This window comes from Neogemmobacter tilapiae, from assembly GCF_014652215.1.
Taxonomy (GTDB): Bacteria; Pseudomonadota; Alphaproteobacteria; order Rhodobacterales; family Rhodobacteraceae; genus Neogemmobacter; species Neogemmobacter tilapiae.
Genome location: NZ_BMYJ01000001.1, coordinates 563,718 through 577,399, shown reverse-complemented (window position 1 = coordinate 577,399; position 13,682 = coordinate 563,718). Strand labels below are relative to the sequence as shown.

Here is a 13,682-nt window from a genome sequence, read left to right as displayed (position 1 = left end):
CGGGGCCAGCACAAGGCCGGCCCCGAGAAGGGAGGTTCCGCTTACTTGATGTAGCCGGCGCGGGTCATTTCGCGCACCGTCAGTTGCTGGGCTGCGGCCAAACCTTCTTCCAGCGAGGTCTGACCCGCCAGAACGGCGCTCAACTGTTGGCCGACAGCGGTGCCAATGCCCTGAAATTCCGGGATGGCGACGAACTGGACGCCCACATAAGGCACTTTGTCCACGGTCGGCGCATTCGGGTCAGCGGCATTGATGCTGTCGATGGTCATCTTGGCGAAAGGAACCTTGGCGTATTCTTCGTTGGAATACAGCGAAGTCCGGGTTCCCGGAGGCACGTTCGCCCAGCCTTCTTTGCTGGCGACCAAGGCAAGGTATTCCTTGTTGGTTGCCCAGTTGACGAACGCCTTGGCCGCGTCAACCTTTTGCGAACCGGCGGGAATGCCCAAGGACCAAGCCCAGAGCCAGTTGCCGCGCTTGCCCAGACCATTGTCGGGGGCCAGTGCAAAGCCAACCTTGTCAGCGACGGTGCTGTCAGCGCCGGTCACGAACGAAGCCGCCACTGTGGCGTCGATCCACATGCCACATTTGCCTTGCTGGAACAGCGACAGGTTTTCGTTGAAACCATTGTTCGCCGCACCGGGCGGGCCGTAGTTGTTCATCAGGTCCAGATAGAAGGACACGGTGTCCTTCCAAGGCTGCTGATCAAACTGCGGCTGCCAGTTTTCGTCGAACCACTTGGCCCCGAACGAGTTGGACATGGCGGTCAGGAAGGCCATGTTTTCGCCCCAGCCGGCTTTGCCGCGCAGGCAGATGCCATAGATTTCGGCGTCCTTGTTCGTCATTGCGGCCGCAGCGGCCTTGATGTCGGCCCAGGTCGGCGCGTCGGGCATGGTCAGGCCAGCGGCCTCCATCAGGTCTTTGCGGTACATGACCATGCTGCTTTCGCCGTAGAAGGGCGAGGCATAAAGCGTGCCATCCACGGTCAGACCGCCGCGGATGGCGGGCAGCAGATCGTCCACGTCATATTCCGCAGGCAGGTCGTTCAGGCCAACCAGCCAGCCCTGCTTGCCCCAGATTGGAACTTCATAGGTGCCGATGGTCAGCACGTCGAACTGGCCACCCTTGGTGGCGATGTCCGTGGTCACGCGCTGGCGAAGCTCGTTTTCTTCCAGCGTCACCCATTCGACCTTGATGTCGGGGTTCTTGGCATAGAAATCATCCATCAGCGTCTGCATCCGGATCATATCGCCGTTGTTCACGGTCGCGACCGTGATCGTTGTTTCTGCCGCTGCGACGCTGGCAAGCGCCGACAGGGCGCATGCGCCCATCAGCGCACGAACCGAAATTGTCATCAGATTCCTCCCTTTGCTCAGACTTGAGCAATCTCCCTTAGTGTGGGCAATTACCCACATCCGGGCGGAAGCTGTCAACGGGAAAATGCGCAATCGTTCGCGCTTTGGTCAAATGCTCATGCTTGCGATTTGGCTAAAACCTGGCGGGCAGTGTCTTCATCCGTGATCAAACCGTTGAAAAGCCGACCTTTCAGCCCGGCGACCAAGGCGGTGACCTTGTCGCCACCGCCCGCCACGGCGATGGTAGCGCGCCCCCGGTCCGGCACAACACGCACGCCAGCGACCCGCAGGTTCACGCTGGTTTCCAGATAGCGCCCCTCCGAATCAAAGGCCCAACCGGCGATTTCGCCGGCGACACCCAGCCCCTGCATTTCGTGCAGTTCAGCCTCGGTGATGAAGCCATCCTTGAACAGCGGTGCACCATCGGTCATTTGCCCCACGCCAACAAAAGTCACATCCGCCTCTGATGCGAGCGCCAGAATGGAGCGGATCGGCTTTAGGGCGTGAAACAGTTCACGCTCATCCGTGGTCTGCGCAATGACGGGCATCGGCATCGGGTAATGCGGCGCGCGCACCTTGTCGGCAATGCGCATGACCACATCGTAATAGCTGGCCGATCCATCGGGAGAGATGTTGCCGTTCAAGCTGACGATCCGATGCTGTTCACATTCCATGTGGGTCAACTCTTCGACCATCGCGCGCAGGGTCCGCCCTGTGCCCAAGGCGATGACCAAGGGATCGCTGGCTTGCAGAAAACGCTCCATTTCGGCAGCGGCCAGCGGCGCGATCGAGGGCAGGGGGTCAATCCCCGCGCCAAGGCTGGGGGCGATGCGGCAGATTTTCAGACCAAAGCGCCGGGCGACGGCGGCCTCAAGATCCAGTAGGCCGGAAATGCGGTGTTCCAGCCGTACATGGATCAGCCGTTCCGCCATGGCCCGGCTGACCAGGCGTTGCGCGCGTTGGCGCGATACGCCCAGTTCGCGCGCAATCTGATCTTGGGTCATGCCCCCCACATAGTAAAGCCAGCCCGCCCGGGCAGCATCATCCAGCGGCGTTGCGTCAATATCGGGTTTGTCGATCATGGGTCTGCCTGTTCGGAAAGCGCCGGGACAAGGGCGCTGAAATTGTCGAAATGCCAGTCGGGGATGGCATCGGGGCTGGGGGTCAAGTCTATGCCCTGCAAATGACTGCCCCCGGTGAAGCGCCAGACAGCCATGCCGGCGGCCTTGGCCGCCCGGATGCCGGTTTCGGTGTCCTCGATTACCAGACAGCGCGCGGGGTCATGCCCCATGTCGGCGGCTGCCAGCAGGAACAGATCGGGGGCGGGCTTGCCGCGCGCCACACGGCTGGCGGTAAAGATGCGCTCGGGCTCGAAGAATCGGTCCAGCCCCACCAGTTTCAGCGACATGCTCACCCGTTCGGGGCTGGAGGAGGTTGCCAGACAATGCGGTCGCTGAAGACCCGAAAGCAATTCAGGAATGCCCGGCATCACTTTCAAATCGCGGGAAAAAGCCTCAAGCAACCGTGCGCGATAATCTGCCTCGAACCGCTCGGGCAGGGCCACGCCAAAGCTTTCACGGATTTCCTTCAGAACTGTCGGATAGCTGCGCCCCAGAAAGCGGCGGCTCACGAATTCACGGCTGATGCTGACACCATAGGACTTCAATTCCGCAATCAACATCTGGGCGCTGATCACCTCGCTGTCGATCAGCACACCGTCGCAATCAAAGATGATCAGGTCGTATCTCTGCATGATGCGCGACCATAGGCGCTGCGGATAGGCCGGGTAAAGCCGCTAAAAGGTGCAATCTGCGCTTGCCTTGTGGCGCGATTCACGAAACCTTGCGCGCCAAGTGATTTAAGACGCAATTGCAGACAGTGGGGGCTGGTGCTTTGAAGGCGAATTGGGATTTCAACTTGGGTGAGGCGCTGGGCCTGATGCGCCTGACCGCACCTTTTCTTCTGTTCCGCATCGTGGTCTATTTCGGTGTGACGGTGGCCCTGATCCTGACAACCGGCGTCGGCGCTGGGCTGGGCTGGACCATCGGCGCCTTTGGCGAGGATGAATTTCAGACTGGGGCGGTTTTCTGGGGCAGTTTCGCAGGCTTCGGCTTGACGGCGGGCGTTGTGTTTTTCCTGCGCAACTATCTGCTTTATCTGGTGAAAGCCGGGCATATCGCGGTGATGATCGAACTGATGGAGGATCGGGTGATCCCCGGCGGTCAGGACCAAGTGCGCTATGCGTGGAAGATCGTGGGCGAAAGGTTCGGCCAAGCCTCATCCCTGTTCGGTCTGGACCAGTTGATCAAGGGCATCCTCGGCGTGATCACCGGGTTGATCGAAGGGATCCTGTCGTTATTCCCGATCCCGGGGGTGGAACAGGCCGCTGGGGCGCTGCGTGCCTTTCTAAAAATTGCCGTCGGGCTGGTGGATGAGGTGATCTTGGGCCATCTGATGCGCATTCATAGTGAGAATCCTTGGCGCGACAGTCAGGATGCCTTGGTGCTTTATGCCCAGAATGCCAAGCCGATGATGGTGAATGCGGCCTGGCTGACCCTGTTCACCTGGATTTTGTCGTTCTTTGTCTTTTTGGTGATGTTGGCCCCGGCGGCCTTCGTTGTCTGGATCCTGCCTGGCACCTGGTCGGCGGGGGGATTTGTCTTTGCCCTTGTTTTTGCTTGGGCGGTCAAATCGGCTTTGATCGAACCCTTTGCCATTGCGTGCATGTTGCAGGTATTCTTCAAAGTAACGGCGGGTCAGCAACCAGACGCCGCATGGCGGGCCAAGCTCGACGGGGCGACGGACAAGTTTCGGGCCTTGGGGCAAAGGGCGGCAGTATGGTCGGGGGCAAGGCCGGATGGCTGGCTTTCGCGATTGAATGGGGGGAAGTTGTGATGCGATCGATTCTTCTGGCAGGGCTGGTGGCCTTGGGCCTCATGGGCGGAACAGTCGCCCCGGTCGCGGCGCAAGACGCGGGGCGGACCATGATCATCATGGACGGCTCAGGCTCTATGTGGGGCCGGATTGGCAAGCAGCCAAAGCTCAAAATCGCCAAACGGGCGGTCAATCAGTTTCTAAAACGCCTGCCCGATGACATTGAAGTCGGCCTGATGGCCTATGGCCATCGGCGCGAGGGGGACTGTGACGATATTCAGGTTCTGGTCAAGCCGGGTGAAGCGACCGACCGCAAGATCAACAAGGCCTTGGCAGGCATGAAATTCTTGGGGAAAACCCCCATTGCCGACAGTCTGCGCGAAGCGGCCGAGGCGCTGGACTATGAGGATGAGGCCGCGACAATCATCTTGGTGACAGATGGAACGGAAAGTTGCCGGGCGAACCCATGTGACATGGCCGCCGATCTTGAATCAGACGGTTATGACTTTACCGTGCATGTGGTCGGGTTTGGCCTGAAGCCTGCCGAAGGTCGGCGGTTGACCTGCATCGCGAACCGAACGGGTGGAAAATACTATCCGGCCAAAAATGCGCGGGCCTTGGCCCGAGCGCTTGAGGCGGCGATGACGGGCGAAGATACGGCAGAAAGCGAAGAATTCGCCGAGACAGAACCCGAAGCGGGCCCTGCCAATGGCGTCGAAAGCCCGGCAGAGCCAGCGGTTGAAGCTGAACCCATTCCAGGTGTGGCCTACTATCGCGGCGCGCCCGTGATGCTGAATATGGTGCTGAATCGCGTCGGCAACAACGGTATCGTGGCGCAATCGCCCCGCGCCCAAAGTTTTCAGGCTGATGGCCAGATTGGCGATTGTCAGGCGATCTGTGAAGGCGAGCCGCTTTGTGCCGCTTGGCGTTATGATCCGAAAGGGGCGACATCGGCCGGCACGGCGATCTGCACAATGTTCGATTATGCGGCAGCCTTGGACTATGCCGACGTTGATCCCACGGCCGGCTATGCTTCGGGTATGAAGGTGGCGGCGGTGCAACTGGTGCGACCCTATGTCCCCGCGCCCGTGGTGGCGGTCGCCGATGCGGAGCAGGCGAGCCAGCCTGTTATGGTGACGGTGACCCCGACCGATGGACCCGAAGGGCTGTCGATCTTTTGGCAAGCTATTCCGCTTAAGGATCCCGAAGGCTTTGGCATTGCGGGCGAAGGCACTGTCACTGGCGCTTGGCAGGTGGAACTTGCGCCCGGCGAATATGCCATCGAAGGCACCGCCGAGGGCTGGTTCTTTGAGGGCTATATTCTGGTGTCGCCGGATGCGACGGCTTTCGAAGTTGCCGGTCTTGCTTTGGGTGAAGAGGTCGCGATGACCGACGATGTCGCCGAGATCGACGATGGTTTGACCGAAGAGATGGGCGAAGAAACCTCGCCTGAAACGGAAGAGCCGGTTGAGACAACCAACACCCAGCCGATCAACGAACCAGAACCCCCCGCGGAAGAACCTGTCGTTGCTAAGCCGGTGACGGTGGTCACGGTTGATCCGGCCCAGACCTTGGCGCTGGCCGGTGTGGGCACGGTATCGGCAGCCGGATATCGCTGCGATGCGGATCAGCCCTGCGGGTTCCAGAATGCGGAAACCGGGCTGGTCTTTGCCTTGCCAGTGGGTTGGGGCAGCGACTCGCCCACGCCCGCCCCCGAAGCCGAGGGCCAGCCGACCGATCTGCTGGCCATGACCTTTTTTGGGCCCGAGGCAGAAGATGGTTCCCTGCCAACGCTTTTGCTGAACCCCTTGGGTTGGACCGCGACGAATGGTGACTGCGTGGAAACGGGGGCTGGGGCGCTTTGTGCTTGGGGGCAAAGCAACCCCGTGCTGCAAGCGGGGATTGATCTGATCGCCCCCAGCCTCACCGTCGCGGCTGTTGCGACCGAAGTGGTGGAGCCTGAGGTGGTCGAGCCGGAAGCAACGGTCACGGAACCCGCAGCGACCGAAGGCCCCGGCGAAAGCGCCGAAACGCATGAGACCAGCTCTGGTTCAGCGGCGAATGAGCCGACCACGCCGACAGGCCCCAGCGCCGATCCGGGCAAGACCAACCCGGTGACCGAATCCAAGGAACCGCTCGCCACGGAAGGGGCGGCGACCGAAGATGCGCCTCAAATGGTCCCGCCCGCGCCCGGAACGGCCGCGCCGACGGACGGCAATTGGTCGGGCAAGGCCGAGCCTGTGGTCGTGACGCAATGTCCAGCGGGCTTTGACAAGGCCATGTATCCGATCCTGGCCAACCTGACCGCCGCCCGGCCTGTCACATGGGGCGGGATGTTCGATCCGAATGCCCTTGGTCTGCCCGGCGTGATCTGGCAGGCGACTGAAAGCCAAGCGACGGGTGACGCGCCACCCTCCCCGGTCGAAGGGCAGCCCGCCTTTATCATGGGGATGCTTTCGGGCACCGCCACGATGGTCGATGCGGACAATGTCACGGGGGAACTGGCCATGACCTTCTTTGCCGACGGCTATGGCACGGTCGGTCTGCTGAACGCCGGGCTGCAATCCTGCCGCGTCACCGCCAGCTTTGCCCTGACCCGCGGCAACTGAAACACGAACCGCGCCGATCCCTCCCAGATCGGCGCGGTTATCCACAAGGCCCGTTGCCCTTCCATTGGAACTGTGGCAAGACGGATTCAAGGCAAATCAAACTGACGAGTTCAGATATGACCGACTTCGCCCAACGACGCATCATGATGGTCAACACCCAGGTCCGCCCTTCGGACGTGACCAAGTTTCCGATCATCGCCGCCATGCTGGCCGTGCGGCGTGAGGTCTATGTCCCCGCCGAACGGCGTGAGGCGGCCTATGTCGGGGAAAACCTACCCCTGGCCCCCGGACGGGTGGTGCTTGAGGCACGGACTTTGGCCAAGCTGTTGGATGCGCTGGACGTTCAACCGACCGATGCTGTGCTGGATATCGGCTGCGGCCTTGGCTATTCGACCGCCGTTCTGGCGCGTCTGGCCGAAGCGGTTGTCGCGGTTGAGGATGACGAGGCCCGCGCCACCGAGGCGCAGCGCACGCTGTCCGCCGAAGGCGTGGACAACGCCGCCGTGATGACCGGCCCCTTGGCGGCCGGTTCGGCCAAGCATGGGCCTTATGACATCATCGTCTTGCAAGGCGGCGTCGAAAAGCTGCCCGCAGGGCTGGCCGATCAGTTGAAAGATGGGGGCCGCATCGGAGCGGTCTTCATGACAGGCGCTTTGGGTGTCGCACGGGTGGGATTCAAGGCCGATGGCCGCATCACTTGGCGCGATGCTTTCAACGCGACCGCCCCGGTTCTGCCGGGATACGAAGAACGCAAAGGCTTCCTGCTGTAAGGCAGGGCAGGGCAGAGCATATAAAAAAGGACGGGCAGAATGCGCGGCATGAAACGGTTTGGAGTCTCGGTGCTTTTGGTGGTCGGACTGGCGTTTCCTGCGCAGGCAGAAACCCTGACCGACGCGCTGATCGCCGCCTATCGCAATTCCCACCTGCTGGAGCAGAACCAAGCCCTGCTGCGCGCCGCGGATGAGGATGTGGCGATTGCTGTTTCGGCGTTGCGGCCGATTATCAGTTTTTCGGCGGGTTATCAGCATAACATTGCGCAGTTTTCCGGATTTGGTGTGACGTCGGACGGGACGCCGGGATTGCTGCGCAATGTTTCGGAAAGCAACACCTCCTCTTATGGGCTGACAATGGAGATGACGCTTTGGGATGGCGGGCGCAGTCAATTGGGGATTGAGGTTGCGAAAGAGTCCGTTCTGGCCACGCGTCAAGGCTTGGTGAATATCGAACAGCAGGTTTTGATTTCGGCCGTCCAATCCTACGTCAACGTGAAGCTTGCCAGCGAAATTGTGTTTTTGCGCCAAAGCAACGTCCGTGTGATTGGCCAAGAGCTTCAGGCGGCAAAAGATCGTTTTGAAGTCGGCGAATATACTCGGACTGATGTGGCAATTGCTGAGGCTTCGCTCGCGTCGGCACGCGCGCAGCTTGCTGCTGCCGAGGGTGATTTGATGGTGGCCCGCGAGTCCTATAAGCTGGCGGTGGGGCATTACCCGGAAGCAATCTCGACCTTGCCGAAAGCGCCGACCCTGTCGGAAACGCTTGAACTTGCACAGTCGGTCGCCTTGAAAAACCACCCCGCCCTGCGTCGGGCGCAGCACGAAGTGACCATTGCGCAGCTCAATTCAGAAAGGGCCAAGCGCAACGGAAAGCCGACAATCCGGTTAAGCGGAAGTGTGACCGATCCTGAGGGCAGCTATTCCTTTGGAGGCTCCCCAGGCCAAAGCAACGGTTTGTCCGCTACTGGGACGCTAAGCTTTAATAAAACCCTCTACTCCGGCGGCCAGATCGCCGCGCTCTACCGCAAAGCCCTTGCCCAGCAAGAGGCATCACAAGCGGGCCTTCTGCAAACCTCGATGCAGGTCGAGGAAGGCGTTGGCAATGCCTGGGCCTCTGTTCTGGTTGCGACCGCGCAGATCGAGGCAACGAACCGCCAGATCGAAGCGGCGCAGGTGGCCTTTGACGGCTTGCGTGAAGAGGCCAAGCTGGGGGCCCGCACCTCGCTTGACGTGCTGGACGCCGAACAAGACCTGCTCGACGCCCGCGTCCAACGCGCCACGGCCGAGGCGCAGCGCTATCTGTCGACCTATTCGCTGCTGCAAAGCATGGGCCTGCTGACGGTGGAACACCTGAACCTCGGCATCCCGACCTATGACCCCGCCGCCTATTACCGCGCCGTCAAAGACGCGCCGGTGCATACCGTGCAGGGCAAAAAGTTGGATCGTATCCTGAAATCCATCAGCCAACCGGACTGATTTGCCCGGAATCTGATCAAAAAGCACCGTTTTCAGACCAAGGTCGGACTCATTTTCTTGAGAATCGGTCGCGATGCCTTGTAAGGTAAACTTTGGGTGGAGTGTTTTTATGACGGTGGCCGGGGATGTCTGAACAATTGGGTTCCGTCGGCGGCGGGGACGTTTTGTCCTCGATCCGGCGTCTTGTGTCCGAAGAAAAATTGCCGAAAAGCCGCGCGATTCGCATTGCGGCGCTGAAACCTGTGGAGGAGCCGGTGTCAGACAAGCTGCTGCTGACCCCCGCCCTGCGGGTGGAAGAGCCGGTCGCCTCGGTGAAACCCCCCAAGGCAAAAGCTGCGCCGAAACCGCGCGCGACGAAAGCCAAGGTGGAACCTGTGGTAACGCTGGTCAGCGTGACGCCCGAGCCTGTGGTGGCCGAAGCGCCGCCTGCACCGGACATGCCGACGGCCCCCGACGCACCGCCAGCGCCTATCGCAGCGGCGGACCCCGTTGATCCGATGGACGCGGTGATTGCGGCCTTGGCGCAGGCGATGGTTGAAGAAACGGTCCCCGAGGAAGCCCCTGCAACGGGCGTTGTGGTCGAACTCAGCGAGCGTCGCGCCGAACGCGAGGAAACGCCGAAAGCCGAAGAATTGGTTGAGGAACTGCCCGACCTGACGGCGGAAGACGAAGGCCCGCTGCTGGGCATGGGGGCCGACGCCCTGCGCGATCTGGTGCGTGAAGTGTTGCGCGCCGAATTGCAGGGCGAATTCGGCGAAAGGATCACGCGGAACGTGCGCAAACTGGTGCGTGCGGAAATCGCGCGGGCGCTGATGTCGCGCGGGATCGAATAAGTCATTCCCCCGACACGCAAAACCAGAAACGCAAAAAGCGCCCCTTGGGGCGCTTTTTCATATTCGATGAAGCGTAGATCAGGCGGCTTCCGCCTGATCCAGCTCTGCCGCATGACGGCGTTCGCTTTCCTCGCGCGACAAAGCGACCGAGGTGCGGATGCCTTTGCCGACGAACTCCATCAGGCCTTTGACCACACGTTCGTTCGGGTCAATCCCGGCACAGGACAAGACTTCGCGCCCATCACGCGAACGCGCCCAGCGGGCGATCTGGTCGGGGCCGTTTCCATACTTCTTATCGTCGGCAATGGCGTCATCCAGCGCAGCCAGCACCACGGCGGCAAAAAGCTTGCGCGCGCGCTGGCCTTGTTCAAAGTTGAACGCCGTGCTGTCAATCAGGTCCGCCATTGGGAAGTCCTTTTCTTTTGAACTTTTGTTCTTCCGAGGTCCGGGGAATATCCCCGATTACAATCGATTCGGACAACTTTCTTTGACATGTCGGCCATGCGTCTTGCGCATGGCTTATATGGGGGGAGGGGCCAGATTTGGTTGGCTTGCCCCCTGTCCGCCCCCGCTATATAGGGCAGTGTCGCAACCGATCAACCTTTTATTCACGGAACTGTCATGCCGAAGATCAATGGAAACGAAATCCGCCCCGGCGCGATCCTTGACCATGACGGGGGATTGTGGGCTGCGGTGAAGGTGAATCACGTGAAGCCGGGCAAAGGCGGGGCTTTTGCACAGGTGGAATTGAAGAACCTGCGCGACGGACGCAAGCTGAACGAACGCTTTCGGTCGGAAGACAAGGTCGAAGAGGTGCGCCTGGATCTGAAGGAACAGCAGTTCCTGTATGAAACCGATGGGCGCTTGGTGTTCATGGATAGCGAGACCTTTGAACAGACCGAGCTGGATGCCGACCTGTTGGGCGACCGTCGGCCCTTCCTGCAAGACGGGATGACCGCGACGATCCAGTATTTCGGCGATGAACCCCTGTCGGTGCAGATTCCGCAAAAGGTGAAATGCCGCGTGGCAGAAACCGAGCCGGTGATGAAGGGTCAGACAGCGGCGAACAGCTTTAAGCCAGCGATCCTCGACAATGGCGTGCGGATCATGATCCCGCCCTTCGTGGGGCCGGATGAAGAGATCATCGTGCATACGGAACTGATGGAGTATTCCGAGCGGGCCTAAGCCCTAATCCCGCGGGCGCACCAAGGCGTCGCCCGCCTGCATGACCGGCTGGATCCGGTCATGCCGCATCCACGCGATGGCCTGCCCGCCCGATTGGCTGAACAAGATGCCCGCCTCCTTGCCATTCGCCAAGATCGGCGTGCCCACAGGGGCCGCACCTTCCACCGCGACCTTTACCAAACCTTTGCGTAATTCCGTCTTGTGCTTCATGCGGGCCGTCACCTCTTGCCCGACATAACAGCCCTTGCGGAAATCGACACCGTGCAGGCGTTCAAACCCCGCCTCAAGGATATAGCTGTCATCCGGGATCAGCTCGACCCCCGCCTCGGGCACCAGCGCCGCCACGCGCAGTGCGGTCCAATCGGTGCCATCCGCCTCTGGTGGCACATCGCGCACTGCCCACCAGCCCAGCGACGCATCACGCGGATCAGCAAAGCCATCCGCAGGGCAGGGGCCAAGCCCGCGATGAATGAACAGCTCCGGCACCGGTGCGATCTGCACATCGGCCCGCAGGCGATACATCGAAAGGCGGCGGATCGTCGCCTCGGCCAAAACCTCGGGCAGATCAAGGATCAGGCCATGCGCCGTTTGTCCGACAAAGAAATCGGCCAGATACTTGCCCTGCGGCGTCAGAAGCGCGGCATAGACAAGCCCCGGCCCCTTGGCCAAGGGCAGGACATCATTGGTCACCAAGCCTTGCAGAAAGGGCAGGGCATCGGGGCCGGTCAGGCGGTAAAGGCGGCGCATGTTCATGCGGTGAATATAGGCCGCCTGTGGCCAAGCGAAAGCCCTAACCGGGCAAGGTTGATTGCAGACGAACCAGTTCGGCATAACGCCCGCCTGCCGCCAAAAGGCTGTCATGCGTGCCTTCCTCAACCACACGGCCCTGATCCATCACCACGATCTTGTCAGCGGCCCGGATGGTCGACAGACGGTGCGCGATGACCAGGGTCGTCCGCCCCTTGCCCACGTTCTGCAAAGCCTCGGCCACCAGCCTTTCGCTTTCGGCGTCCAAGGCGCTTGTCGCCTCGTCCAGCAGCAGCAGGGGCGCATTGCGCAGGATGGCGCGGGCGATGGCCACCCTTTGCCGCTGCCCCCCCGACAGGGCCGAACCACGCGGGCCAGCGGGCGTATCCAGACCATCCGTAAGGCCCGGCAGAAAGGGCGTCACATGGGCCGCTTGCAGGGCTGCATCCAGACGGTCGGCGGAGACCGCGCGCCCCAGCAGGATGTTTTCGCGCAGGGTTTCGTCAAACAACCCCGTATCCTGCGACACGACCGCAATCTGACGCCGCAAGACCTCCAAAGGCAGCGCTGCCAGATCGGCCCCGCCCAAGGTAATCTGCCCCGTCTGCGCCTGTTCCAGCCCGGTCAGCAGATGAAACACCGTGCTTTTCCCCGCGCCCGAGGCCCCCACCAGCGCCGTCATCCGCCCCGCCGGGGCGGTAAAGCTCAACCCATTCAGAACCGGCGCATCGCCATAACCAAAGCCTACATCCTGAAACACCACTTCCGGTGGCAAAGCGATGGCAGGCACTAACCCCGTCGCCTGTACCGGGGCAGGCGTGTCGAACAGGGCATAGATCCGCTCCAGCGATGCCGCTGCAATCTGCCAGACCCCGGCCAAATCGCCCAAGCGGCGGATCGGCTGGAACGTCAGCGACATGGCAGTAAAGAACGCCATGAACTCCCCCGTCGTCCGCTGGCCCTCGGCCACCTCGCGTCCGCCCAGCAACAGCACGGCAAAGAACCCGATCCCCGTCACCACGTCGATCAGCGCGGGCATCGTGGCACGGCCTGTGGCCATCTTCACCTCGGCACGGCGGATGCGCAAAAGGATGCTGTCAAAGCGGCTGGCCTGATAGCCCTCCATCTGGTTCAGCTTGATCGCGCCCATGCCGTGAAAAATCTCATCCAGCCGCGTCGCCCTCGCCCCCGCCTGATCACGCAATTGCCCCGTCTTGCGACGGATATAGCGTTGCAGCGCGGCCGCAGGCAGGATCAGCAGCGGCGCCCCGATCAGCGCGGCCAAGGTCCAGCGCCAGTCAATCGACAGCGCCACGGCAAACAGCCCCAGCAGCGCCACCAGATCACGCCCCAGCCCCGTGACAAGCGAGGCCCAGACGCCCTGCACCGCCAAAGTGTCGCCCTGCACGCGCTCGATCAGCGCGCCGGGCGGATGCCGCTGGAAAAAGCGCAGATCCAGCGTCAGCAGATGCCGCAGCAGATCGCCCTGCATCGCCGCCGCCACCCGCTGCGAGACGGCGGCAATGACCACGCGCCCCCCGACCGAGGTGATCGCCCGCACCACGAACAGCCCCAGAATGCCCAGCCCCACTGGCAACAGCGCTGCATCGCCGCCCGCCGCGAAAACTTTGTCAAACAGCGGCTCGATCATCCAGCTCAGCGCGCCAAGGGTCGCCCCTTCGACCGCCATCAGGACCAGCGCCAGCAGCATAAGCCCCCAGTGGCGGGCCAGATAGCCGCGCCAAAAGCGGGCCAAAAGCGAGGGGCGTTTCGTCGTCATTCCAGCGGTCTAGCGCCGGGGGGCCTTGCTGTCCAGCAAGGGGGGGCTTAGCC

At 61.7% G+C, this 13,682-nt stretch carries 12 protein-coding genes; 6 read left to right on the top strand and 6 right to left on the bottom strand.

Translation table 11 applies throughout. The features are described from left to right. Nucleotides 1-41: 41 nt before the first annotated feature. The 3 genes from IE095_RS02935 to IE095_RS02925 form a co-directional block, all read right to left on the bottom strand. Nucleotides 42-1,352, bottom strand: a complete 1,311-nt coding sequence (locus tag IE095_RS02935) for an ABC transporter substrate-binding protein (RefSeq protein WP_189410088.1) — start codon at nt 1,350-1,352, stop codon at nt 42-44. 116 nt (nt 1,353-1,468) lie between these two features. Beyond that, on the bottom strand, nt 1,469-2,434 hold the full coding sequence (locus tag IE095_RS02930; RefSeq protein ID WP_189410087.1) for a sugar-binding transcriptional regulator: 966 nt from the start codon (nt 2,432-2,434) through the stop codon (nt 1,469-1,471). Further along, nucleotides 2,431-3,105 carry an HAD family hydrolase gene (locus tag IE095_RS02925; RefSeq protein ID WP_189410086.1) on the bottom strand — a complete coding sequence of 225 codons (675 nt, stop codon included), beginning with the start codon at nt 3,103-3,105 and terminating at the stop codon, nt 2,431-2,433. Before IE095_RS02925 ends, IE095_RS02930 begins: the two co-directional genes overlap by 4 nt. A 140-nt stretch (nt 3,106-3,245) precedes the next feature. Here IE095_RS02925 and IE095_RS02920 point away from each other — a divergent pair, with 140 nt between their 5' ends. The 5 genes from IE095_RS02920 (at nt 3,246) to IE095_RS02900 (ending at nt 9,917) form a co-directional block, all read left to right on the top strand. Then, nucleotides 3,246-4,247 (top strand): hypothetical protein, encoded by a 1,002-nt coding sequence (locus IE095_RS02920; RefSeq protein ID WP_229804430.1) that lies wholly within the window; start codon nt 3,246-3,248, stop codon nt 4,245-4,247. Further along, nucleotides 4,247-6,835, top strand: a complete 2,589-nt coding sequence (locus IE095_RS02915; protein WP_189410085.1) for a vWA domain-containing protein — start codon at nt 4,247-4,249, stop codon at nt 6,833-6,835. The genes IE095_RS02920 and IE095_RS02915 overlap by 1 nt, the downstream gene beginning before the upstream one ends. Nucleotides 6,836-6,951: 116 nt before the next feature. Continuing rightward, nucleotides 6,952-7,605, top strand: coding sequence for a protein-L-isoaspartate O-methyltransferase family protein (locus IE095_RS02910; protein ID WP_189410084.1), 654 nt, complete (start codon nt 6,952-6,954; stop codon nt 7,603-7,605). A 39-nt stretch (nt 7,606-7,644) separates the two neighbouring features. Next, nucleotides 7,645-9,084, top strand: a complete 1,440-nt coding sequence (locus IE095_RS02905) for a TolC family outer membrane protein (RefSeq protein WP_189410083.1) — start codon at nt 7,645-7,647, stop codon at nt 9,082-9,084. Between the two features lie 125 nt (nt 9,085-9,209). Beyond that, nucleotides 9,210-9,917, top strand: a complete 708-nt coding sequence (locus IE095_RS02900; protein WP_189410082.1) for a DUF2497 domain-containing protein — start codon at nt 9,210-9,212, stop codon at nt 9,915-9,917. 78 nt (nt 9,918-9,995) lie between these two features. Here the strand turns inward: IE095_RS02900 and IE095_RS02895 are convergent, their stop codons facing one another. Beyond that, a complete protein-coding gene (locus IE095_RS02895; RefSeq protein WP_189410081.1) occupies nt 9,996-10,322 on the bottom strand; it encodes a DUF6280 family protein in 327 nt (108 codons plus the stop codon). A 216-nt stretch (nt 10,323-10,538) separates the two neighbouring features. On the opposite strand from IE095_RS02895, the gene efp reads away from it, so the two are divergent. Next, nucleotides 10,539-11,102: an elongation factor P gene (gene efp, locus IE095_RS02890; RefSeq protein WP_189410080.1), complete on the top strand. Its 564-nt coding sequence runs from the start codon at nt 10,539-10,541 to the stop codon at nt 11,100-11,102. A gap of 3 nt (nt 11,103-11,105) precedes the next feature. Here the strand turns inward: efp and ygfZ are convergent, their stop codons facing one another. Further along, nucleotides 11,106-11,855 carry a CAF17-like 4Fe-4S cluster assembly/insertion protein YgfZ gene (ygfZ, locus tag IE095_RS02885; RefSeq protein WP_189410079.1) on the bottom strand — a complete coding sequence of 250 codons (750 nt, stop codon included), beginning with the start codon at nt 11,853-11,855 and terminating at the stop codon, nt 11,106-11,108. 37 nt (nt 11,856-11,892) lie between these two features. Further along, a complete protein-coding gene (locus IE095_RS02880) occupies nt 11,893-13,629 on the bottom strand; it encodes an ABC transporter ATP-binding protein (RefSeq protein ID WP_189410078.1) in 1,737 nt (578 codons plus the stop codon). Nucleotides 13,630-13,682: the final 53 nt, after the last annotated feature.

Coding starts and splice junctions, on each gene's coding strand:
- IE095_RS02935 (WP_189410088.1), bottom strand. CDS start 1,352: ATGACAATTTCGGTTCGTGCGCTGATGGGCGCATGCGCCCTGTCGGCG.
- IE095_RS02930 (WP_189410087.1), bottom strand. CDS start 2,434: ATGATCGACAAACCCGATATTGACGCAACGCCGCTGGATGATGCTGCC.
- IE095_RS02925 (WP_189410086.1), bottom strand. CDS start 3,105: ATGCAGAGATACGACCTGATCATCTTTGATTGCGACGGTGTGCTGATC.
- IE095_RS02915 (WP_189410085.1), top strand. CDS start 4,247: ATGCGATCGATTCTTCTGGCAGGGCTGGTGGCCTTGGGCCTCATGGGC.
- IE095_RS02910 (WP_189410084.1), top strand. CDS start 6,952: ATGACCGACTTCGCCCAACGACGCATCATGATGGTCAACACCCAGGTC.
- IE095_RS02905 (WP_189410083.1), top strand. CDS start 7,645: ATGCGCGGCATGAAACGGTTTGGAGTCTCGGTGCTTTTGGTGGTCGGA.
- IE095_RS02900 (WP_189410082.1), top strand. CDS start 9,210: ATGTCTGAACAATTGGGTTCCGTCGGCGGCGGGGACGTTTTGTCCTCG.
- IE095_RS02895 (WP_189410081.1), bottom strand. CDS start 10,322: ATGGCGGACCTGATTGACAGCACGGCGTTCAACTTTGAACAAGGCCAG.
- efp (WP_189410080.1), top strand. CDS start 10,539: ATGCCGAAGATCAATGGAAACGAAATCCGCCCCGGCGCGATCCTTGAC.
- ygfZ (WP_189410079.1), bottom strand. CDS start 11,855: ATGAACATGCGCCGCCTTTACCGCCTGACCGGCCCCGATGCCCTGCCC.
- IE095_RS02880 (WP_189410078.1), bottom strand. CDS start 13,629: ATGACGACGAAACGCCCCTCGCTTTTGGCCCGCTTTTGGCGCGGCTAT.